At 42.5% G+C, this 24,270-nt stretch carries 18 protein-coding genes and 2 rRNA genes; 6 read left to right on the top strand and 14 right to left on the bottom strand.

Going from position 1 to position 24,270, the window contains the following annotated elements; all coding sequences use genetic code 11:
* Window positions 1–7: 7 nt before the first annotated feature.
* The 7 genes from FTV43_RS03500 to FTV43_RS03470 all read right to left on the bottom strand — a co-directional run bounded on the left by FTV43_RS03500 (window position 8) and on the right by FTV43_RS03470 (window position 8,883).
* Window positions 8–1,684, bottom strand: coding sequence for an AMP-binding protein (locus tag FTV43_RS03500; RefSeq protein WP_179994884.1), 1,677 nt, complete (start codon window positions 1,682–1,684; stop codon window positions 8–10).
* Between the two features lie 148 nt (window positions 1,685–1,832).
* Window positions 1,833–4,052 carry a DNA topoisomerase IV subunit A gene (parC, locus tag FTV43_RS03495; protein WP_179994883.1) on the bottom strand — a complete coding sequence of 740 codons (2,220 nt, stop codon included), beginning with the start codon at window positions 4,050–4,052 and terminating at the stop codon, window positions 1,833–1,835.
* Window positions 4,053–4,226: 174 nt separating this feature from the next.
* Window positions 4,227–5,546 carry an MFS transporter gene (locus FTV43_RS03490; protein WP_104852902.1) on the bottom strand — a complete coding sequence of 440 codons (1,320 nt, stop codon included), beginning with the start codon at window positions 5,544–5,546 and terminating at the stop codon, window positions 4,227–4,229.
* Window positions 5,547–5,702: 156 nt separating this feature from the next.
* The gene (locus FTV43_RS03485; RefSeq protein WP_178865912.1) at window positions 5,703–6,347 is read right to left on the bottom strand and encodes a trimeric intracellular cation channel family protein; all 645 of its coding nucleotides are present in this window, start codon (window positions 6,345–6,347) and stop codon (window positions 5,703–5,705) included.
* 65 nt (window positions 6,348–6,412) lie between these two features.
* The gene (locus tag FTV43_RS03480; RefSeq protein ID WP_004975636.1) at window positions 6,413–6,880 is read right to left on the bottom strand and encodes a YchJ family protein; all 468 of its coding nucleotides are present in this window, start codon (window positions 6,878–6,880) and stop codon (window positions 6,413–6,415) included.
* 141 nt (window positions 6,881–7,021) lie between these two features.
* Window positions 7,022–8,605, bottom strand: a complete 1,584-nt coding sequence (locus FTV43_RS03475; RefSeq protein ID WP_004975629.1) for a TerC family protein — start codon at window positions 8,603–8,605, stop codon at window positions 7,022–7,024.
* Entirely contained in the window at window positions 8,602–8,883 is a 282-nt protein-coding gene (locus FTV43_RS03470; RefSeq protein WP_179994882.1) for a hypothetical protein, read from the bottom strand. The genes FTV43_RS03475 and FTV43_RS03470 overlap by 4 nt, the downstream gene beginning before the upstream one ends.
* A gap of 55 nt (window positions 8,884–8,938) precedes the next feature.
* Between FTV43_RS03470 and FTV43_RS03465 the strand changes: the two genes are divergently transcribed.
* Window positions 8,939–9,559, top strand: coding sequence for a TIGR00730 family Rossman fold protein (locus FTV43_RS03465; RefSeq protein WP_218950770.1), 621 nt, complete (start codon window positions 8,939–8,941; stop codon window positions 9,557–9,559).
* A gap of 147 nt (window positions 9,560–9,706) precedes the next feature.
* On the opposite strand, the gene FTV43_RS03460 is transcribed toward FTV43_RS03465, so the two are convergent.
* On the bottom strand, window positions 9,707–11,593 hold the full coding sequence (locus tag FTV43_RS03460; RefSeq protein WP_179994881.1) for a choice-of-anchor I family protein: 1,887 nt from the start codon (window positions 11,591–11,593) through the stop codon (window positions 9,707–9,709).
* Between the two features lie 183 nt (window positions 11,594–11,776).
* Here FTV43_RS03460 and mdtD point away from each other — a divergent pair, with 183 nt between their 5' ends.
* The 5 genes from mdtD to FTV43_RS03435 all read left to right on the top strand — a co-directional run bounded on the left by mdtD (window position 11,777) and on the right by FTV43_RS03435 (window position 17,020).
* Entirely contained in the window at window positions 11,777–13,168 is a 1,392-nt protein-coding gene (mdtD, locus tag FTV43_RS03455; RefSeq protein WP_179994880.1) for a multidrug transporter subunit MdtD, read from the top strand.
* A 133-nt stretch (window positions 13,169–13,301) separates the two neighbouring features.
* Window positions 13,302–14,039: a GH25 family lysozyme gene (locus FTV43_RS03450; RefSeq protein WP_368779695.1), complete on the top strand. Its 738-nt coding sequence runs from the start codon at window positions 13,302–13,304 to the stop codon at window positions 14,037–14,039.
* A 34-nt stretch (window positions 14,040–14,073) separates the two neighbouring features.
* Window positions 14,074–15,084, top strand: a complete 1,011-nt coding sequence (locus FTV43_RS03445) for an MBL fold metallo-hydrolase (RefSeq protein ID WP_004975617.1) — start codon at window positions 14,074–14,076, stop codon at window positions 15,082–15,084.
* A gap of 45 nt (window positions 15,085–15,129) precedes the next feature.
* On the top strand, window positions 15,130–16,185 hold the full coding sequence (gene dinB, locus FTV43_RS03440) for a DNA polymerase IV (protein ID WP_179994879.1): 1,056 nt from the start codon (window positions 15,130–15,132) through the stop codon (window positions 16,183–16,185).
* Between the two features lie 463 nt (window positions 16,186–16,648).
* Window positions 16,649–17,020, top strand: a complete 372-nt coding sequence (locus tag FTV43_RS03435; RefSeq protein ID WP_179994878.1) for a RidA family protein — start codon at window positions 16,649–16,651, stop codon at window positions 17,018–17,020.
* A 97-nt stretch (window positions 17,021–17,117) separates the two neighbouring features.
* Here the strand turns inward: FTV43_RS03435 and FTV43_RS03430 are convergent, their stop codons facing one another.
* The 6 genes from FTV43_RS03430 to FTV43_RS03405 all read right to left on the bottom strand — a co-directional run.
* Complete coding sequence (locus tag FTV43_RS03430; protein WP_179994877.1) at window positions 17,118–17,660, bottom strand: DUF2726 domain-containing protein; 543 nt, start codon at window positions 17,658–17,660, stop codon at window positions 17,118–17,120.
* Window positions 17,661–18,004: 344 nt separating this feature from the next.
* A complete protein-coding gene (locus tag FTV43_RS03425; protein WP_179994876.1) occupies window positions 18,005–20,377 on the bottom strand; it encodes a YgiQ family radical SAM protein in 2,373 nt (790 codons plus the stop codon).
* A 194-nt stretch (window positions 20,378–20,571) separates the two neighbouring features.
* Complete coding sequence (locus FTV43_RS03420) at window positions 20,572–21,780, bottom strand: MFS transporter (RefSeq protein WP_179989619.1); 1,209 nt, start codon at window positions 21,778–21,780, stop codon at window positions 20,572–20,574.
* Window positions 21,781–22,203: 423 nt separating this feature from the next.
* The gene (locus tag FTV43_RS03415) at window positions 22,204–23,553 is read right to left on the bottom strand and encodes an MFS transporter (protein WP_179994875.1); all 1,350 of its coding nucleotides are present in this window, start codon (window positions 23,551–23,553) and stop codon (window positions 22,204–22,206) included.
* A 294-nt stretch (window positions 23,554–23,847) separates the two neighbouring features.
* A 5S ribosomal RNA gene (gene rrf, locus FTV43_RS03410) occupies window positions 23,848–23,962 on the bottom strand.
* A 199-nt stretch (window positions 23,963–24,161) separates the two neighbouring features.
* Window positions 24,162–24,270, bottom strand: a 23S ribosomal RNA gene (locus FTV43_RS03405); the annotation flags it as partial.

Raw genomic sequence — 24,270 nt, 5'->3', positions numbered from 1 at the left:
GAATGAATTACGCAGTTTTACGCAAATCTTTACGCAAAATTTTACCTACGTTTGATTTTGGCAATTCATCCATAAACTCCACATAACGTGGACGTTTATAGCCAGTTAAGTTTTCTTTTGCGAATGCCAAAACTTCTTCAGTCGTTAAAGATGGATCTTTTTTCACAACGAATAATTTAGGTACTTCACCTGATTTTTCATCTGGCACACCAATTGCTGCTACTTCCAAGACTTTCGGATGCTTCGCAATCACTTCTTCAATTTCAGATGGATAAACGTTAAAGCCTGATACCAAAATCATGTCTTTTTTACGGTCTACAATTTTCACATAGCCGCGTGAATCCATGACACCAATGTCACCTGTACGGAAGAAACCATTAATCATCACTTTATCGGTTTCATCTGGACGGTTCCAATAGCCTTTCATGACTTGTGGACCACGGATTGAAATTTCACCTTGCTCACCTAGCGCAACTTCATTGCCGTCATCATCCAAAATAGCCACTTCAGTTAATGGCAATGGAATACCAATCGTACCACTAAATTCGTCAGATGTAGGTGGGTTAGCCGTTGCCACAGGTGAAGTCTCAGACAAGCCATAACCTTCAATAATGTTGGTGCCTGTGACTTTTTTCCATGCTTCAGCAGTTGAAGGCAATACGGCCATACCCCCACCCATCGCCATTTTCAATCGGCTGTGATCAAGCTGTTTAAACTCTTCATTGTTCACAAGTGCATTGAATAAGGTATTCACCGCAGGGAAGAAAGTCGGTTGATATTTACGTAATTCTTTCATTACCGCAGGTAAATCACGCGGGTTTGGAATTAAGACGTTTGCCTGACCTTTGTACATGCCGTAAAGCGCACACACCATGAATGCAAAGATGTGATACAGCGGCAATGCACAGAAAATACGGTCATCTGGCTGACCATCTTGTGCACCGAATTTACTCTGGAAAATACCATCACATTGCAGCATGTTTGCCACAAGGTTGCGGTGTGTTAATTCTGCACCCTTAGATACACCTGTTGTACCACCCGTGTATTGCAACACAGCCGTATCACTTAAAGTTAAGCTTGGGCGTTTGTAGTTGCTTGGGCTTACTTTAGACATTGCTGCGTTAAATTTAACGTGACCCGGAATGTTCCATGCAGGAATTTGCTTACGCACTGAACGTAAAACAAAATTCACCAACGTGCCTTTTAATGCACCTAGCATATCGCCCACAGAAGCAACAACAACATGCTTCACAGGAGTTTTACCAATAATCGCCTGATAAACGGATGCAAAGTTTTCAATAATGACTAAAACTTCAGAACCAGAGTCATTTAATTGATGCTCTAACTCACGTGAAGTATAAAGTGGGTTCACGTTCACCAATACTAAACCTGCGCGGAACACCCCCAGTGCAACCACAGGATATTGAAGTACGTTCGGCATCATCACCGCAACACGCGAGCCCGGTGCCAAACCTAAACTTTGTAAATAAGTTGCAAATTTACGGCTAGCTTCTTCTAGTTCACTAAAGCTTAAAACCTTATCCATAAAGATAAAGGCATCACGTGAACCAAATTTTTGGAAATTACGTTCAAAAATGTCTACGAGTGACGTATTTTCTGCAGGCAGTTCTACAGTTTCTGGAATTCCTCTCTTTTGGTATTCAGCAAACCAAATCTTTTCCATAATGCCAATTTCTCCAATCAGTAATCCTTAGTTTTAAACTATTTTTCTCAATACAAGACGTCGTTCTTTGCTTGTTTATGTCCTGTATTGCATCCATTTTCACGAACACAAACCATATATAACGTATTTTGCTTAAAAAACGCTAGTATTATCTTTGAATTAACAGTTTATTTGCTTTTTGGTAACCACGTGGTAGGAGCTGACCTTTCGTGCCGCGCTTCGCCACATACTTCAGCAAATCGTCACCTTTGAGTTTGAGTTGTTGCTGTCCTGCAAATACTTGAATTGTTTCATCTAAACTTAAAAGTAACATAGACACCAAATGATCTTTTTCCTCAAGTTGTATCAATTTATTACCTTTACCTTTATTCAAAACTGGCAATTCTGACAGCTCAATCACCAGTAAACGCCCTGCTGAACTGAGCAGTGCAACATGACTCGCGTGTTCAATCATTTGCAAGTTCATCACTGTCGATTGTTCGGGCAAAGACAGGAATGCTTTACCTGCTTTGGCATTGGTATCTAGCTGTTTGGCCTGTGTTTTAAAGCCGTAACCTTTACTGCTGGCTGCTAAAATTTCAGCTTCATCATCGGCAATCAGTAATTGTTTAAAGCCAACGCCACTGGCAGGAGCGAGTTTTGAACTTAATGGTTCTCCCAAGCCACGTGCCGAAGGCAAGCTATTAATTGGCAACGCATAACTGCGTCCCGTATCATCTAAAATATAAACGCGCTGATTGGATTTGCCTTGTGCATGACTGAGATATTGATCACCCGCACGGAAGTTTAGATTTTCCGCATCGACCTCATGCCCTTTGGCACAACGAATCCAGCCTGCTTCAGACAACACCACCGTCACAGGGTCGGCAGGTAGCATATCTTGTTCATTAATTGCAGTCGCTTCGGCACGCAATACAATCGGTGAACGACGATCATCACCAAATTTTTTCGCGTCTTCTTTCAACTCACTGATAATTAAGTTTTTCAATGATTCAGGATTCGCCAATTGTTCACGAATAATGGCAGCACGTGCTTCTAATTCTTCTTGTTCACGGCGAATTTCCATTTCTTCAAGCTTGGCTAAATGGCGTAGCTTTAACTCCAAAATGGCTTCGGCCTGAATTTCATCAATACCAAAATGCGCCATCAACTCGGCTTTAGGATGATCTTCTTCACGAATAATCCGAATCACGGTATCAATATCTAAATAGGCAATCAGCAAACCTGCCAAAATGTGCAATCGCTTTTCGATTTTATTGAGATGATATTGCAAACGGCGTGTGACGGTATTTTTTCGAATCTCAATCCATTCCAGCAAAATACGACGAATCGATTTCACCTGCGGACGACCATCTGCGCCAATCATGTTCATATTGACACGATAGCTCGATTCTAAATCGGTCGTGGCAAACAAGTGACTCATCACCGCTTCGGCATCAATGCGGTTGGAACGCAGTACAATCACCAAACGGGTTGGGTTTTGATGGTCGGATTCATCACGCACATCGCTCACCAACGGCAGTTTTTTCGCCTGCATTTGATCGGCAATTTGGGTAATGATTTTTGAACCCGAAACCTGATACGGCAATTCGGTAATTACGATTTCATTTTTTTCGATGCTGTACACCGCACGCATACGGTAACTACCACGACCTGTACTTTGCATTTTCAGCAATTCTTCAGGCGGGGTAATAATTTCAGCTTTGGTAGGTAAATCTGGTGCAGGAATATATTCTGCGACTTTTTCATCGGTTAAATTTGGGTTGCGAATCAGGGCAATTGTGCCTTTCACCACTTCACGCAAGTTATGCGGTGGAATATCGGTCGCCATCCCCACGGCAATACCTGTGGTGCCGTTAAGCAAAATATTCGGTACACGCGCAGGCAAATTGACAGGTTCTTTTAATGAGCCATCAAAGTTATCTTGCCAATCACAAGTACCTTGCCCCAATTCCGCCAAAAGTACTTCACTATATTGCGATAGTTTGGCTTCGGTATAACGCATGGCGGCAAAGGATTTAGGATCATCGGGTGACCCCCAGTTGCCCTGCCCTTCAATAAATGGGTAACGATAACTGAACGGCTGCGCCATCAACACCATAGCTTCATAACAAGCATAATCACCATGTGGATGGTATTTACCCAATACATCCCCTACGGTACGGGCCGATTTTTTCGGTTTGCCGCTGTGCTTGAGTCCAAGCTCACTCATGGCGTACACAATACGGCGTTGTACAGGTTTCAAACCATCGCTGATATGGGGTAATGCACGATCCATAATCACGTACATGGCATAGTTAAGGTATGCACGTTCAGTAAATTCTGCTACGGAACGGTTTTCTGTTGCATGATGCGCAAGGCTTGTCATAAAACCTGTCGTCCTAAATCATTTGTTTTTGTATCAATCGGCTTATGCTATGCCGCAGCAGCATCCTGCACAAGGGCTAGTAAGGATGCTCTGCGACAATTTGTGTCTTATGCCGTAAAAATATTCATTTTATAAAAAACAGCAATGCAAAATATACGATGGCTGGTGGTTATTTTACAAACCTATCGACTCTAAAGTTCTGCCTTTGGTTTCTTCACCCAACACTACAATCACCAAAGCAACGGCCAATAAAACCGCTGTAAACATCATAAAGACATAACTAAAGCCATTTTGCATGACCATCATGTGTGTGACCACCATTGGGGCGATAATACCGCCCATACGCCCAATCGCCGAGGCCCAACCTGAACCAAAAGCACGAATATTGGTTGGATATTGTTCAGGAGTATAAGTGTATAGCACACCCCATGCGCCCAAGTTGAAGAACGACATCAAACAACCCCAGAACATGATCATCGCTACACTGTCGGCCTGACCAAAGAAATAAGCCGATACGGCACACATGCCAATAAAACCAGCTAGTGTGGCTTTGCGCCCTAATTTTTCGACCAGCCAAGCAGCTGCAATATAACCGGGTAATTGCGCCAAAATCATGCCCAACACATATTCAAATGACTGTACGATGCTGTAGCCTTGCTGCACCAACAGACTAGGCAACCAAGTGAAAATGCCATAATAGGAATAGACAATGCCAAACCAAATCAGCCACAGCATTAAACTACGGCGTGCAAATGGCCCCGACCACAGTTGGGTAAAAGAGATATGCTGTTTAGCGGCAACAGGCTGAACTTCAATCTGTTCAATGACTTCTACCCCACATTGACGCTCAAACTTTTGTACCAGTGCATGTGCTTCGGCAATACGACCACGATTGATCAGATATGGGATAGATTCAGGGACTTTTTTCCAGATAACCAAGGCATATAAGGCAGGCAAACCACCGATTAAAAATGCTGTATGCCAATCAAATTTTGGAATCACAAAATAAGAAACCAATGCCGCACATAACCACCCCAAGCCCCAAAAACTTTCCAGCAATACAATAAAACGCCCACGCACATGCGCAGGAATGTATTCACTGACCAAAGTCACCGCTACGGGAAGCTGCCCGCCCAAACCTAAACCGACAATAAAGCGAAAGACCAGTAACCAAGTTAAATTCGGTGCAAAGGCACAAGCGGCAGTAGCTAGACTGTAAATCACCAAGGTGGTGGCAAATACAGTTTTACGTCCAATTTTATCGGCCAGACCACCTGAAAAGACTGCGCCAATGGCCATTCCGACAAAGCCAATTGACACCACCATGCCTTTTTCGGCAGGGGTCATGCTCCAGTCTTCTGCCATTTTTGCCAAAATAAAGGAGATCAGTCCTGTATCCATGGCATCAAACATCCAGCCCAAACCAATCACCACCAGTAGGCTATAGTGGAATTTTCCAATGGGTAGACGTTGCACACGCGAAACTAAATCCATAACACACTCTTTAAGTTGGCTAAAAGGATATGGGCTAAAACACAACTGCTGTTGTATTTTTATACTATGAATTGACAGGATGTGGATAGCATTAAAAAACCGATCTAGTGATCGGTTCGCTTCTATTTAGATATTCAATACAATTCTTATAACCAATTAGGTTTCATCTTTAGAGGATGCTGAATGTTCATCATCATCCTGATAAATAAATTTAGGCATTTCTAAGCCAAAATAAATCGCAATCAAACGCAAGGTAAAACCAAAAATAAGTGTTGCGATCACGGTTAATTCAAGCGATAAACCGATTTCGATACACAACCAATAGCAAATTACGGAAACAAAAGAAATACTGGCATATAGCTCACGGCGGAACACTAAAGGCACATCGTTACACAGAATATCACGCAGAATCCCACCTGACACACCTGTTAAGACGCCTGCAACGGCAGACACCACAAAGCCATGCCCCATTTCCAAAGCAATTTGACAACCAATAATAGTGAAGCCAATTAAGCCTAAAGCATCGAGCACCAAGAAAATGGAACGTAAATGACGCATCCATTTGGCAATTAAAATGGTGATAAAAGCTGCAATACAGGTCAGCACCAAATATTCAGGATGTTTGACCCAAGTCAGCGGATAATGCCCCAACAATACATCTCGCACCGAACCACCGCCCAATGCGGTGACACAGGCAATTAAGGTGACACCAAACCAGTCCATGCTGCGACGCCCTGCAGACAATGCGCCTGTCATCGCTTCTGCGGTAATCGCGATTAAGTAAATGACCAACAACAACATGGACTTGCCCTTCTTTCACTAGGCCAATAGATGCGCGTTATAATAAGCGAAAAACCAAGATAAAGTTATAAAAATTGCGCACAACATTGCTTAAATTTTTTACCCGAACCACAAATACACGGCTGTTTCATAGTCGGCTGTTGCCCTGTGGTCGGATCTAGAAAATACCAACGGGCCTGATGTTGCACAAAATGGGAAATTTCATGGTGAATTTGCGTCTGCTTGGCATCGTGGTAATGGGCTTTAAATTCAACTTGGGCATGGCTTTTATCTAGCTTTTCATTGCTATTCAGCACTTCGAGCTTTAACCATTGATTCGACTTGCTCCAATCTGCAATTGCGTCAACATCCAAACTTGCCTGTTGTCCTAGCGCAGTAGTTTGCACAATATAATCAATTTGTTGCAAGGCAAAAGCGCTATAGCGTGAACGCATGAGTTGGCTCGCGGTTTCTGCATGTGCCTGCCCCACGTGTAAAGGTTGGCAGCAGTATTGATAATCGCCTTGCCCGCACGGACATGCCAAGTGATGCATAGAAAATTCCAGAAATTTAAATCAATAATAGGGTCTGTTGACACTTCGTCTATATTTGCAATGGCAACAGCCCCAAAACAGCCTGACAATGCAGGCTATTTTAGCGGAAGCACAAGACTGAAATGCAGTTTGGCGTTCAGTTTATGATGCGCTTGAAGATTCCTGCTGAATCAAATGCACTTTTTCAATTTTATGTCCATCCATGGTCACAATTTCAAAAACATAACCATCGGAAAGCAGCTTTTCACCGTTTTCAGGCAAACGCCCCAAATGGAATAAAATATAGCCTGATAAAGTTGAATATTGCTCGCTTTCATCCACCAAATCACGACCTAATAATAAAGATACGTGACGAATATCAATGGAACCATCTAGCAATAATGTGCCATCTTCCAAACTTTCAGCACTGGCTTCGAGAGCATCTTCATCAGGGAATTCGCCTGCAATTGCTTCCAGAATATCAATAGGTGTGGCAACGCCTTCAATCGAGCCATATTCATTCAGCACAATCGCCATTTGCAGCGGTGCTTGACGCAATTGCTCCATCACCATCAAAACTTGGGCATTTTCATGCACAATTACAGGTTCACGCAAATGTGTTTCAAAGTCCAGTACACCTGTTTCAATGTATTGATTCATGACTTTATGGGTTAGGACAATGCCTGAAATATTGTCCAGTTCACCACGTGCCACAATCACCCGTGAATGGGTCATACTTAATAATTGGCTGCGAATTGAAGCATCATCTTCGTCTAAATCAATCCATTCCAATTCAGGGCGTGGCGTCATCACCGATTTTACAGGACGCTCAGATAAGCCCAACACTCCTTGTACCATCACGCTGTGATAGACGCCATTTTCAGCATCAAAGACTTCATCAGCAAAGGCGCGGGTAGCCAAAACATCTTCGTTGATATGACTGCTTTCTGTCGTATTTTGACTTTTGCCACCTAACATCCGCATCACAGCCGAAGCAGTACGGTAGCGTAAATCGGTGGTGGTCACGGTTTTTTCCTGATTTCTGCGGATGGTTTGGTTCAGGAATTCAATCATCACCGAGAAGCCGATGGCGGCATATAAATAGCCTTTTGGAATGTGATAGCCAAAGCCTTCCACCACCAATGAGAAACCAATCATCATCAGGAAGCACAGGCATAGAATCACCACGGTAGGATGCTTATTGACAAAGTCCATGAGCGCCTTAGACGCCCACAACATAATGCCTATCGCAATGATCACCGCAATCATCATGACCGATAAATGCTGCACCATGCCCACAGCAGTAATCACGCTGTCGAGTGAGAACACCGCATCTAGCACCACAATCTGCACAATCACCATCCAGAAAGTCGCGTGCACAGGGTTTTCTTCTTTTAGTGCTGGTTTGCCTTCAATGCGTTCGCGCAGTTCCATGGTGCCTTTAAACAACAGGAACACACCACCAAACAGTAAAATCAGGTCACGTCCAGAGAAAGGATGTTCAAAAATATGAAACAGTGGTTGGGTCAGAGTGACGACCCACGCGATAGAGGCGAGTAAAATCAGGCGCATCCCCAAGGCGAGAAGCAAGCCCACCACCCGTGCCGTATTGCGTTGTTCTGGCGGTAACTTTTCTGCCAAAATGGCAATAAACACCAAGTTATCAATGCCTAATACAATTTCGAGTACGATCAGGGTCAATAACCCAACCCACGCAGCGGGGTCAGACATCCATTCAAAGATCATGCGCTCTTCTCCTGAATATCATGGGTCATAAGTGCCACACGGCGATGACACTGAAAAGATAAGTTTGCTTGCTCTGGTTGGCACAGCATGTAATTTAAAAATATTCGTTCGGTGCGACTACTGCCACTGTCCATGACGATTCTATAGTTGTCAGACAAGCTTTGAGTATAGGAAAGTTTGCGCTCAGATTCATCCCCTTTTTGCGACATCATCCACGTCAATGCAGCACTTTCACAAATCTTTGCAAATTGAACACTGCATACTGACGGGTTTGTCATATTTGAGCACTAAGCTAGAGCCAACAAAAAGAACATGCTATGGTGAAGAAAATAAATGAATAGCGAATTAAGAATGACCCAATATATCAATAATCCATCTCCTCAAACCTCTCAACCTTTGGTGGCACTGTACTGTGGTTCGCGCTCTGGCAATAACCCGATTTATCAGGAAAAAGCAGTACAACTGGCAAGAAAACTGGCCGAGCAAGGCTTTGGTATGGTCTACGGCGGTGCGAGTATTGGATTAATGGGTTTGGTTGCCGACACCGTTGTGCAACATGGTGGGCAAGCGGTGGGAGTAATTCCTGAATTTATGCTGGATTATGAAATTGCCCACAGTAATTTAACCGAGTTACACGTAGTCAAAAGCATGCATGAGCGTAAAGCGATGATGGCAGATCGCGCCAGTGCTTTTGTGGCGTTGCCAGGCGGCTTGGGTACTTTTGAAGAGATTTTGGAAATTGCCACTTGGGGGCAATTGAATCAGCACCAAAAACCGATGATTTTATATAATGTAAATGGCTTTTATGATGCGCTGATTCAGCAGTTAGATCATGCGGTGCACGAAGGTTTTTTACCACCACAGCACCGCGCTAAACTGATCGTGTGTAACCACTCCCATAAAATTATTAATGCCTTGAAGAGTTTGGATTCTCCACGTCATTTTGTAGGTTGAACTTCTTTAGGTGCATGAAATAGCAATAAAAGTGAAAGCGAGTCGGTGACTCGCTTTTTTAATGCGCTGTTTTAAACTGGTTTTACAGCATAAAAAAGAGAGCACCGTAGTGCCCCCCTTTAATAGATTTCTAATTTTGCAATGCTGTTAGTTGAGTTTGATTTGGTACACAGCAGTAGTTCCGCTGACTTCATTACCTACAACCAACAGTGGCTTGCCGTTAGGCGAGTCTTTGGCTGCAATAAAGATCAAACCTTCGGGGCCGAGATTTGAATTTTCAACGGTAACCTCATTACCTTCTGCATCGAAAGATGTACGGGTTTCACCAAACTTACGATCATTAAAATACTCAACAAAAGATGTTTGTGTCGGTTGGGTAATGTCGTACACCATAATGCCACCCATACGCTCCAACCCAATAAAGGCAAAAGTTTTTTGACCAATTTTACCTAAAGCAATGCCTTCAGGCTCAGGGCCTTTATTGTCACTACGATCATCTATACTTAATTTTTCATGATTGGTATTAAAGTATTCTGGAAATAATTCAGCAGCTTTACGTTCAAAGTCATTTTTTGAGTCCCAAACAATTTTTTTGGTTTTAGGATCTACAATACTGAACGAGCGGCCACCATAAGCATATAGTTTGTCATAGGTCATGAAACCATTGCTGTCTAGCACAGGCTCACCATTTGCATCTTTCTTGTAACCTTGCGTCCAAGTAATCGTTAAACGACCCAATTGTGAATCTTTAATCAAATTCTCTGCGCAGACTTCATTGGCATCGGTAGTAGTACATGCTTTAAATACGCTTGAATCAAGTTTTGCACCTTTAACCCCTGACTTTAATAGACGTAAATGCGCAGCATAATCGCCATTGCTACGGAAGCCTTTATTATTAAATAAGTGTTTAACACGAATTTCTTCTGCATAACCTTGAGTTAAATCATCTGTACCAAAATATAAGTCTTCATCAACCAACCATTCACGCGCATCGCCTTCATTGGCAGTGACCAAATAGCTTTGTCCATTGGCTTGATATTGCGCAATTGCATCTGGCATATACATGCCATATAAGCCTGGCCAAGCTTGAATATTAATCATCCCCTCATTTTTAGCACAGGCTGTAATCGTTTTACCGTTATAGTCTTGCTTACCCACAACACAATCACGATCACCTGCATCTAAAGCATTTGCAGCTAAGCCAAAGTTTTTATAACCCAATGGGAAAATATCGACCACTTGGTCTTGAATCAAATCAATCACAGCAATAGCATTGTTTTCTTGTAGACTTGCCCAAGCAGTTTTACCATCGTCACTCACCGCAATATATTCAGGCTCTAAATCTTGTGCGACAGTCGCATTTGGCCCAAAAATACGCACGCCCGCATCAAGCAATTCCTGCTTACGTGTATTCCATGCCTGAAAATCTGCAGTTTTTACAGTAGGCTTAGCAATATCCGTCAGATTAATAATACTGATCGAACCTTCTGGATCAATCTTATAGCCTTCATTTGGCTCACCTTCATTGGCAACCAAAACTTTTTTACCATCTGGGGTAAAAGTCAACATATCAGGCAATGCACCGACTTCAACTTTGCTGATAAAGCTCAGGTCTTTGGCTTTAAAAAATGCCACGATGCCTTTATCAGTTTTAGGTGTTGCCTGAACAGCTAAAGCGACAATACCTTGATGTACCGCAACACTATTGACTTCAGAATTCGCTAAATGAGTCTTGGCATCCAAGCTGTTCAGCTTAACAGGTGCACTTGGGTTGCTTAAATCCAGTACATCGACCACGCCATTTTTCGCATTGACTACAAATAAACGTTTGCTTTCAGCATCATAAGCAGGAATTTCCGCAGCACTCGCACCAAAAACTTGTGCATCGTATTCCCCTAAACGCTCCAAACTAATTGTTGTAGGTGTTGCTTCAACAACTTCTTCTTTTACAGGAATAGGATCATTATTATCATTACAGCCCACCATCCCCACAGACAATAAAGCCAACATTAATGCAGAAATTTTCGTTTTCATAAATTACTCATCATTTTTCTAAATGCACCCAACTTACAAACTCAAAGTGAATAATCGGTGACAAATAGATGACAATTTCATGGCATTTACTTGAATTTTCAAACACTTTTCATACTTTTTCAGATGCAGTCCGCTAGATTGCAAAATGGTTTAAACTAGACCAAATGTCCATTTTGCCGAGTTATGAACCAAACACCGACCCATCAAGCCCTGCATCCTGAATACCGTCTTTTGGTATTTCTGGTTTCAATTGGCTTTTTTATGCAGGCGCTCGACACCACCATTGTGAATACAGCAATCCCTGCAATGGCGAATAGCCTGCAGGAAGACCCGCTGCGGATGCACAGTGTTGTGGTGGCGTATGTGCTCTCGGTGGCGGCGTGTATTCCATTAAGTGGATGGCTGGCAGATCGTTTTGGAGTACGCAACACCTATTTTGCAGCGATTATCATTTTCACCCTTGCCTCTTTGGGTTGTGCCGCTGCAGCGAGTCTGAATGAATTGCTGTTTTATCGGGTGATTCAAGGTATTGGTGGCGCATTGCTCTTGCCTGTCGGGCGCTTGGCGATGTTAAAAATCATTCCACGTACCCAGTTTTTATCTGCCATGAGCCTGATGAGTCTGGCAGGGTTGATTGGCCCCTTAATTGGCCCAACTCTGGGTGGCTGGTTGGTCGAAGTCGCCACGTGGCACTGGATTTTCCTGATCAACATTCCTATGGGCATCTTGGGCTGTTGGATTTGTATCAAAGCCATGCCAAATGTGACTGAAACTGAAGTTAAAAACTTTGATTTTCTCGGGTTTATCCTATTAGTTGTGGCGATGGCGGGCTTATCTTTAGGCATCGAAAATTTTGCCAACCCACAACATAATCTGCTTTGGAATTTAGCGTTAATCTTGGCTGGCGGTATTGCCGCAGCATGCTATGCCCGCCATGCCCATACTCATCAAAATGCCTTATTTCGCAGCGATTTATTTAAAAATCGCTTATATGCCATTGGTATTTTAGGTAACTTTTTTGCCCGCTTCGGGGGCAATGCCATGCCTTTTATCATGCCAATCATGCTACAGGTGGCTTTTGGTTTTGAACCGTTTCTCACGGGTTTGATGATGATTCCGACTGTGCTCGGTTCTTTGGTATCTAAACCAATTATTCGGCCTTTAATTCAACGCTTTGGCTATCGGCAGTTTTTACTGACCAATACGTTATTGGTCGGGGCGTGTATTGCTAGTTTTGCGCTGACCACTGCTGAAACTGCGACTTGGTTACGTGCCTTGCATTTTTTTATATTTGGGGTGCTTAATTCATTGCAGTTTGTGGGTATGAATACCTTTACACTCAAAGATTTACCTCAACAAGATGCCAGCAGCGGCAATAGTTTTTTATCCATGATTATGATGCTGTCGATGAGTATTGGCGTGGCATTGGCAGGTACTTTGGTGAATATGTTTAGTGCCTATTACGGCGCAGAACAGTTAGTCAGTGCCTTTCATGCCACTTTAATTTGTTTGGGTGTATTAAATATTTTGGCATTTTTAGTGTTTTGGAGTATCCCCAAACACACGGCTGTTTAAAACGCCATTACCGAAAGCGCATGGTGCTACACCGCACTGCACGTTATGATATGACTTTGCTCCGCGAAGCTTTTTCAACATGCGCAAACCGTCCAATCAAGCTAAAAACTCAGCTTTTACACCGCACTATCGTATGACCATTGCGATGCTTGGCAGTGCTGTTTTGGCGGTTTTATTGTATTTGGGTGTGTTGCGCCAACAACCTGCGGCAACCGAAGAATATCCGATTCAAGGATTTGACGTGTCACATCATCAAGGCGATGTTCAGTGGCATAAAATTTCCCCACAAAAATATGCCTTTGTCTATTTAAAAGCCACCGAAGGAGGCGATTTTAAAGACCGTAAATTTCAGGATAACTGGCTCAAAGCCCGTGAACATGGCTTTTTGGTCGGCGCCTATCATTTTTATCGCTTATGCCGTGATGGAGCAATTCAGGCAGAAAACTTTATTGCGACTGTTCCAAAAAAATCTGACAGTTTGCCACCTGTAATTGACTTAGAATATGACAGCAACTGCATCAACACTTACACCAAAGAACAGTTACTGCGCGAAATTCAAATCATGCATGATGCGCTATATCAACATTATGAAAAACAACCGATTTTTTATGTATCTAAAGCCTTTTACAATATGGTATTAACTGAAAGCTTTAAGCAAACACCACTTTGGGTCAGAGAATATCAGGGTAAACCACAACTGGCAGGTCAGCCAAAATGGTTATTTTGGCAACATACCAATCAGGGTCAAATAAAAGGTATTCACACCCCAGTCGACCTAAATGTTTTTTATGGCAATACCAAACAATGGCAGCATTTTTTAACAGACAACGCAATTCAACCCACAAGACTTGAACCGAACCAGAAAAAATAACAAGATAGCTGCATCACAATAAAAAAGTACCGTCATGAAAATTATGAAAGGGCTGCTTTGGGCTGCTCTTACGCTCAGCATTTGTGCAGGATTCGCACTGCTTTACCTATTACAACCCGCAGGCAAACTAGAACAATTTTCCGCATGGCAATATTCAACAAAAACCGCAAATGCCAACTTAAAAGTACATTATTTTGGCGTATCTACCCTATTGTTTGATGATGGTGAAAACCAAATTCTGATTGATGGATTTTTTAGTCGCCCCTCTCTTGCACAAGTCATGTGGAACAAGTTAGACAGCCAACCAGCCTTATTGCACAAGTTGATTCAACAGCATCAATTACAACGCACACGTGCGATTTTGATCACCCATTCGCATTATGATCACACGCTAGATTTGCCATTTTTGGCGCAGCAACTCAAACACAGTCAAATCATCGGTTCAGAAAGTAGTTTGAACATTGCCCGTGGTGCCGCAATTCCTGAATCTCGATTAAGCCTTGTCAATCCTGCCCAACCAATACAGATTGGAAAGTTTAAGATTACGGCTATTCCATCACAGCATACCCCTGCCACCGCTGTGAATAATGATTTAGGTGAACAAATTCAACAACCCTTGTCCTTACCTGCCCGTTTTTATGAATTTAAAGAAGGCGGCAGTTTTGATTATTACATTCAACATCCTGAACAGAACATTTTAGTCAAAGCCAGTACAGGCGCGATTTCTAAACAATTACAACACTTGCAGGTAGATACTTTATTTTTAGGGATTGCACAGCTCTCTAAACAATCGGTTGCTTTTCAACAGCATTATTTAGATGAAACTGTGGGAACGTTGCGCCCTCGTGTCGTGATTCCAATTCATTGGGATAATTTTTTCCAGCCTTTAGCGCGCCCTTTAGAGTTTTTGCCCCGCATTGCCGACCATAGCCCACGGAGTTTACAGCGTTTGATCGACTATGCAGAACAGCAATCGACACAGGTGATTTTGCTGAATAGCAACACGCCTTATCCGCTTGCTCCGATGCTACAACCGACTTCCTAAACATGCGATACTGTTGAAATCTAAACGCTTCATCTAGTTTGTGCCATGCGGAAAATCATTCATATTGATATGGATGCCTTTTATGCCTCTGTTGAGCTGCGCAGTCGTCCTGAATTGCAGCATTTACCTGTGGTGATTGCTTCGCATCATCCTCGTGCTGTGATTGCCGCGGCATCCTATCCTGCGCGTGAGTTTGGTTTACGTTCTGCCATGTCGATGGCACAAGCCCGCAAACGCTGCCCGCAGGTGGTGGTACTCGAACCCAATTTTGCACTCTATCGTGAGGTTTCCGCACAAATTCATCAGATTTTTCAGCGTTATACACCACTTATTGAACCCTTGTCTTTAGATGAAGCTTATTTAGATGTCACCGAAAATTTACAAGGTATTCCAAGCGCAACTGAAGTCGCAATGCGGATTCGGGCAGATATTTTTCAAAGTACAGGTTTAACGGCCTCGGCAGGTGTCGCACCGAATAAATTTTTAGCCAAAATTGCTTCGGACTGGCATAAACCCAATGGCATTTGCGTGATTAAACCCAGTCAAGTGCAGCAGTTTATTCAGGACTTACCCTTAAAGAAAATTCCAGGCGTAGGTAAAGTCACGCAGGAAAAATTAAAAAGCTTGAATTTAAATACCTTAGGCGATTTGCAACACATTGAAGAAAACCTGTTGATTCATCATTTTGGCAAATATGGAAAACGCCTGTTTTTATTTGCCCAAGGGATTGATGAACGTCCTGTGCAGGCAGAACGTGAGCGCCAGCAAATTTCCAAAGAAATCACCTTTGATGATGACTTAAACTTAGCCGAATGTGCAGCTTACTGGTCTAGCTTGATTGATCAGGTTTGGCATAGTTTAGTGAAAAAACAATATGTTGCACGTGGCGTATCGGCCAAATTGAAACTCAAAAATTTTCAGGTCTTACAACATAGCAAAAGTTTTAAACAACCTCTTGAAACTAAAAATGATCTTGAAAAAGTCCTGCAGCTTTTGCTTCACGAAATGCATATTCCCGCACAGGATCAATTCCGTTTAATTGGGGTCGGTCTGTATCAACTCAGCTCTGCCGATGAGCAAGCACAACTGTCTTTACTGTAAATATCACGACTCGTAAATATCACGGATATTAAAGCTATAAACTCGCAGCACGGCATGACAGCCTGCCAAAGCAATGCTTACCGATGAATACTAAAGCTATTTTTGTATAAATTTCAGCCAAAAGAATAAAAATAAGACAATTTACCCTTCACAGTTGTGCTTTTTAGAGTAATCTATGCGCGCGATGTATTTATCCGTACATACGCTGAGATGTCAAAAATCACCATTACTTTTGGCATACTTGTCCTGTGATTGGCGTGACGATCAAATCCGAAGATTACAGGACAACTCTGCGCTTGGCACTTCGCCGCTTTGATACACCGTCTCTCTTTTCCTCGTATTTTCCATTCAACTACTTTTTATTTTAAGCAGACTACTGCCTGCATATTTTCCACGTGCTTGCCTGCCTCTATAATACCTCACGCTTTTTATACCCAATCGCTTGGCGCGAGGATCACACCCAATGGCTGTTCAACGTCTACATATCCAAAAACGTTATTCTGAAATTGCAATTTCGGGAAATTTAGTCCATTTGGCAGGGCAACTGGCAGAAGACACACAACAAGATATTGAGGGGCAAACCCAACAAACACTTGCCCTGATTGATCGTTTATTGGCAGATGCGGGTACAGATAAAAGCCACATCATGTCGGTGATGATTTTTCTAAAAGACATTGAGCGCGATTATGCCGCAATGAATCAAGTTTGGGATGCTTGGGTGGCAGATATACAAGCTTTACCGCGTACCTGCGTAGAAGCCAAGTTATATCGTCCTGACGTTTTAGTTGAGATGACTGTGGTTGCAGTCAAACCTGAAGAGCAACCCAACGTATAACAGATGTGATTGGATCAGGAACATGCCCAAAAAAATCAGCATGTCATGGCGACATGCTGATTCATGTTGTCTATCTAGTGACTTTAGCGGCAAGCGTTTAGCCTAATACCTTCACTTTATGGCGTACAGAATGCGCTAAAAAATCATACTTCTTTAAGGCAGTATCCAAATCATCTAAATCTGCATAAGATGACGATGACTGCCCAAAAGCTTCGCGTAATTCGTGATATTCAGGCACATCTTCATAACGCAGCACTTTATAACCCGCCAAACGCAACAATTCATCTTGGTATTGCGCATTGCGGCTACGTTTCAGCATCAACAAATCATCTAAGGCTACAATTGCAACGACCTGATGATTAGCATCCAACACCACAAAATCGGCCATCATATTGCGGTATTTATGTCGAGTACGTGAAAATTTCGTGGTCAGCAAGGCATCAAAAGACACATGCGCCAAGATGATATGTTGAGGTAAAATTTCCTGCAAACGTGTATACGTCAGCTGTTCATTTAAGCTAAAAATTGCACGCTGCTTTAGTGCACTGTCCTGAGGTTTTTCTCTATTTTCCAAGCCCTTAACCGCCATCAAGAGAAAGAAAATCAGTATCAAAACCCCAATCAAAATATAAATGGTCATTATTCAATCCTTAAAATCATTTTTATAGTTGTTTCGGCTTCATGCCGATTTTTTCATCAAATCAGTATATAACACGCTTTTATATTTAAACGTTCCATTTAAGAAACTACATGAAACATTGACAAAACCATCATAGAAACAGAAATTTTGTTTCACAAGCCAGCCTTTTGTCTAAGTGCTGTAGCATCTAAGCGTGTTTTTATCATTAGATACGAATACTGTATAGCATGCAAAAAAATAACAAAGCAATGCTTAACAGATTCGATTGTCGGACAATTCCGATGAAATGAAAAGCAAACAAAAAAGGCGCTGCAGCGCCTTTTGATGGATCTTAACTTCAAGTACTAAGCTTTCGATTTTGGCTTAGATTTTTTGTGTGAAAATGGACGTTTTTCACCTGTTTCACGTGGCGGCAAACCTGTGTGCTGAGTCAATATCTGCCCTTTCTTCGGACGATTACTGTTCTGAGCACGATTACCACTTTGCCCCGTACGTTTTTGTGAATCACCCGCGACAGTCGAGTTTTTCTTACGTGCCGTTTGATACTGTCCATCTGTGCCTTGCGGCTGATAGGTTGGAATCAGGTGCTGTTTAGAGTTCCCGATTAAATCTGCACGTCCCATTTCTTTTAAGGCTTCACGCAACAACGGCCAGTTGTTTGGATCATGGTAACGTAAGAAAGCTTTATGCAAACGACGACGTTTTTCGCCTTTGACAATATCCACATTTTCGGTATAACGCGCCACTTTGGCCAGTGGGTTTTTACCTGTGTAATACATGGTCGAAGCGGTCGCCATTGGCGATGGATAGAAAGTCTGTACCTGATCGGCACGGAAACCATTCTTTTTCAGCCACAACGCCAAATTCATCATGTCGTAATCGGTCGTTCCTGGGTGCGCAGCAATAAAGTACGGAATTAAATATTGCTCTTTACCCGCCTCTTTACTGAAACGATCAAACATTTGTTTAAAACGGTCATACGTACCAATACCTGGTTTCATCATCTTAGATAATGGGCCTTTTTCGGTATGCTCTGGTGCAATTTTTAAATAACCGCCCACATGATGCGTCACCAATTCACGTACATATTCAGGGTTCAACACCGCCAAGTCATACCGCAAACCTGAACCAATCAGAATTTTTTTAATGCCTTTCAGCTCACGTGCTTTACGATATAACTGGGTTAAAGGTGCATGATCGGTATGTAAGTTTTGACATACGCCCGGGAATACACAAGAGGGTTTACGACAATTCTTTTCAATTTCAGGGTCTTTACAATGCAAACGGTACATATTTGCAGTCGGGCCACCCAAGTCTGAAATAATGCCAGTAAAGCCAGGCGCAGTATCCCGAATTTTTTCCACTTCACGCAAAATGGATTCTTCAGAACGGTTTTGGATAATTCGTCCTTCGTGTTCGGTAATCGAACAGAAAGTACAGCCACCAAAACAACCACGCATGATATTGACCGAAAACTTGATCATATCAAAAGCAGGGAAACGTGCATTGCCATAAGATGGATGCGGCAAACGTGCATACGGTAAATCGAATACATAGTCCATTTCTTCCGTAGTCAACGGAATAGGCGGTGCATTCAACCACACATCACGTTCACCATGCTTTTGCACCAAAGCACGCGCATTGCCCGGGTTAGTTTCTAAATGCAAAATACGGTTAGCATGCGCATACAGCACAGGATCATTCGCCACTTCCTCAAAAGAAGGCAAACGAATCACTGCCAATTCACGTGGGGGTAATTTGTGTTTAATTGCTTTTGAAGCAGGCTGCAATTGCACAATCTGGGTATCTGCATCTAGCTGATCACCTTCACGAACAATTGGATTGCTGACTACATCTTTCTGGAAATTTTGATATTGCGCGAGGTTGTTGCCCTTGTCTTTTTCAATCTCACAACCGTCTAAATCTTCGGTCATCACATAAGGGTTGATGATTGGATCAACACGGCCCACGCTGTCTACATCATTAGATGCAATTTCAACAAATTTGGCTTTAGACGCGCGGTTATGTTTATTAATAATAAATGCTGTACCACGTACATCTGTAATTTCGTGGATTTTTTCGCCTTTGGCCAAACGGTGCATCACTTCAATAATCGAACGCTCACCATTGCCGTACATCAATAAGTCGGCTTTAGAATCCATTAAAATTGAGCGACGAACTTTGTCAGACCAATAGTCATAATGTGCAATACGACGCAACGAGCCTTCAATCCCGCCAAGTAAAACAGGCACATCTGGAAAGGCTTCACGACAACGCTGACAATATACCGTAGCCGCACGGTCAGGACGTTTATTCGGCTGATTGTCTGGTGAATAAGCATCATCAGAACGGATTTTACGGTCTGCAGTATAGCGGTTGATCATCGAGTCCATATTGCCCGCGGTAACACCCCAAGCAATGGTCGGCTTCCCTAGTACCCGAAAAGATTCCACATTGGTCCAGTCTGGTTGGGCGATGATCCCGACACGAAAGCCATGCGCCTCAAGCACACGACCAATCACGCCCGATACAAAAGAGGGATGATCAATATAAGCATCACCACAAACCAAAATAAAATCGCAGGCATCCCAACCAAGCTGATCCATTTCTTCGCGTGACATCGGCAAAAATGGCGCAGGCTCAAAACATGACGCCCAATATTTGTCGTAATCAAACAACGCTTTGGGTGCGGTCTGAGCAGTATAAGCAGTAGACATGGCTTGCAATTCTCGGCTGGGAAGTGGAAGATCAAAAGTCGATCAAAGATGAAAGCCGACTATTTTAGCATGAATTCCATTCATCTTGCTTGATTAAAAAACACACAAAATCAGCAAACTATTTTTATATCCTAAGTTGGTATCTGAATAAGAAAAGCATAAAGGGATAAGCCTAAAGCAATAATCCTGAATGCTTATCGCAGCGCTGTTGGTTTAATCTTTAAACGCCACGCACCATAAAGCGCCACACCCAAGACTGCAGTCATCACCCATGTCAGACCAGACCAGCCCCATTGTTCCCAAATCAGACCGCTACCACTACCGAGCAAACTCGAACCCATGTAGTAACTAAATAAATATAATGATGATCCCACTGCACGATACTGCAGTGCTTGAATCGACACCCAACTACTGGCAGTAGAATGTGCGGCAAAAAAAGCAAAGGTAAATAGCACCAATGCAGCCAATACGACGGCTAAATGTGCAATCGACATCAACCATAATGCGATCAACATTAGGACAATCACCATAGGCAACACACGTTCACGTCCAATACGATTGCCCCAGCTTGCTGCGCGTGGTGAACTGTAAATACCCGCCAAATAGGCAATTGAAATTACCCCAATCCAAACTTGAGAAAGCTCAAATGGTTTAGCCAATAAATAATAGCTAATGTAATTGAAAATACTAACGAAACAGCCCATCAGCAAAAAGCCCTGTAAAAACAGGATTCTTAATTTACGGTCTGCCAAATTGGCAACAAAAGCATCTCTAAACCGCGAGAAGCGAATCGGATACGCTGTAAAATTTTTCGATGCGGGCAGTAACATATAAAAGGTGATTGCAATCAGTAAGTTCAAACTACCAATAATTAAGGTTGCCGCTTGCCAAGATATAAAATCGACCAAGACCCCAGCAATTAAACGTCCACCCATGCCACCAATGGCCGTACCCGAAATATACAGCCCCATAGCAAAACCAATATCTTGCTGTCGAATTTCTTCACCAATATAGGTCATGGCGACCGCAGCTACACCGCTCACAGCAATGCCAATAAAAATTCGTGTGGTTAAAAAGAATGACCAGATTGGAAGTAAGGCACTCAGAATTAATAAAATGGCAGCTAAAAATAAAGCCAAAACCATAATAGGTTTACGCCCAAAACGATCTGAAATAAAACCTGTGAAAAGCAAACCTATCGCCAAAGCCACAGTAGAAAATGACAGCGGGAAACTACTTTGGGTTGGTGTAACCGTAAAAAAATCGGCCAAAATTGGCATCATCGGTTGCACACAGTACAAGGTCGAAAAAGAAGCGAAACCCGCTAGAAACAACGAAAAAAGAATGGCTTTAAACGGCTTAGTACCATACTGAACATGAGATGCTGCAGCTAAATCAGACATATTTACTCCAATCACGCAATCAGTATACGCCTGTTTATGGACAAAAATAAGCTCGGTATTTTATCGTTTGCTCAAAAACAGCGTCAGTATCATTCATCACTTTGTCAGTTTTTGCTTACATGCACTGAAGCAAAATGAGGCTAGGCAGTATTTTGAGCTTACGGTATTCTTTAAAGCATAAGGAGACAGGATGTTTCCCAAACAGAAAACAACACTAATAGGTTTGAGCACCAGGATCGTGAGGTACGACAGGAGTTATACCTAAACACGAAATACAAAGAAACCCCGTCAGGATGATGGGGTTTCTTTTTATCTGTGTCTTGAGTATATAACTTTATCTATCATCACTTTCTATTTACACGCCCCATAATCAAAAAGCCCCCAAACAAGGTTGAGGACTTTTGAACTTAGCACATTACAAGTTTAAGCTTTGGCAGCAACTGCTTTGCCTGCTTTAATTTGCTCAGCTTCATCTTCACTCATAATCAAGGCAACCGCAATTGCAGTGATCAACACTGGCAAACCTACTGCCATAAAGTTGAAGTGTGCAGGTAAATTCATACCCAATAAGCCGCCAATTAAAATTGGACCCACAATCGCACCCATACGACCAATGGCAGATGACCAGCCAATACCTGTTGAGCGTACCGCAAGTGGGTAATATTGTGCCACATAGCTATACAACAACATTTGTGAACCAATAGATGCTGCACCCGCCAAGAATACTAAGATGTAAAGCAAGAATTGATTAGATTGGAAGCCCATGAGGCTCATCACCAATGCACCCATGATTCCCAAGAACATCAATACAGGTTTTAAGTGGAAACGGTCTGCTAAAATACCACCACCCACGATACCAACGACTGCACCTACGTTCATCACCATCATGAACATTAAGCTGTTGTCCATAGAATAGCCTGCCGCCATCATCAGTTTTGGCAACCAGCTGCTGAGTGCATACATGGTTAATAGACAAGTAAAGAACGCTAACCAGAACAATAAAGTATTCACTGCACGACCGCGTTTGAACAAGCTCACCACGTTAGCAGCTTCAGGCACACCAACCTGATACAATTCAAAAGTGGTGTCTTCGGTAATTTTTAAATCTGGTTCTAAACGCGCTACGATTGGACGGGCTTGATCTTGCTTATTTTCTTTGACAATAAAGGTTAAAGATTCTGGCAAGAATTTCCAAATCACAGGCAATAAAAACAATGGGATACCTGCAATAAAGAACATGATTTCCCAGCCAAAACTTGGGGTAAACCATGAGCCAAGTAAGGCTGCCATTACACCACCTACAGCATAACCACTAAACATAGTAGTCACTAAGGTGCTACGCATGGTTTTAGGCGCATATTCAGAAGTTAAGGCCACAAGGTTTGGCATTACACCACCAATGCCTAAACCCGCCAAGAAACGTAAAATTGCAAACTCAGTTGGATTAGAAGCAAAGCCACCTGCAAAGGTTAAACCACTAAATAGCACGATACAGATCATGATGACTTTCTTACGACCAATTTTATCGGCCAAAGAACCAAAAATCATCGCACCAAACATCATACCTGCCAATGCAGTACTCGCGAGCATCCCCGCCTGAACAGCACTCAAGCCCCACTCATCCATCAATAAGGGTAAAACGACCCCATTAATTGCCAAGTCATAGCCATCAAATAAAATGATCAGTAGACACCATGCCACGACATTGAAATGAAATGGTTTGAATTTTGCGTGATCAATGACATCATTCACGTTAATTGCTTGATGTGCCATTCCTCACCTCCTGTGAGTTTGTGTTTCAGTAAGCTTGAATAGCTATTTTCTACAGGGAAGACTTTCATTTTTATCAGTCATCCATGTCCACTTTTGCTATTCAAGTAGATTGTGTAACTTGTGTAACTTTCACACAAAACACAAAAAATAAAAATTCAACATTAGTCTAAAACATTTTATTAATTATGGGTTTATTGTTATTTTAAACACAATAAAATGTGATTATTCTTCTTAATATTTTCTCTCTTGCATAAAAAAACACCCCCAACGCTAGTTGAGGGTGTTTGAATAATGAGCTGGCGATGACTTACTCTCACATGGGTAACCCCACACTACCATCAGCGCGAAGAGGTTTCACTTCTGAGTTCGGGAAGGGATCAGGTGGTTCACTCTTGCTATGGTCGCCAGCACAACTGTTATGGACTTGTTCGGGTCTTAGTTACTCTGCTTTTGCATGTAATGCCTTACTTTGTTCCAAATGAGTTATTAACAGGTTGGCTATTGGGTCTGAATTTTATTGTTTAGCGTTAACTAAATCAAGGTCAGTCTGAATTGACTGATTAGATTTGAATCGATTGAGCATTCAACCCCAACTGTTTGGGTGTTGTATAGTCAAGCCTCACGAGCAATTAGTATTGGTCAGCTTCACATATCGCTATGCTTCCACATCCAACCTATCAACGTCGTAGTCTTCAACGGCTCTTTAGGAGGCATAAA

This window comes from Acinetobacter sp. YH16053 (genome assembly GCF_013417035.1).
GTDB lineage: Bacteria > Pseudomonadota > Gammaproteobacteria > Pseudomonadales > Moraxellaceae > Acinetobacter > Acinetobacter towneri.
The sequence above is the reverse complement of the archived record's forward strand: the minus strand, read 5'-3'. Positions and strand labels throughout refer to the sequence as shown.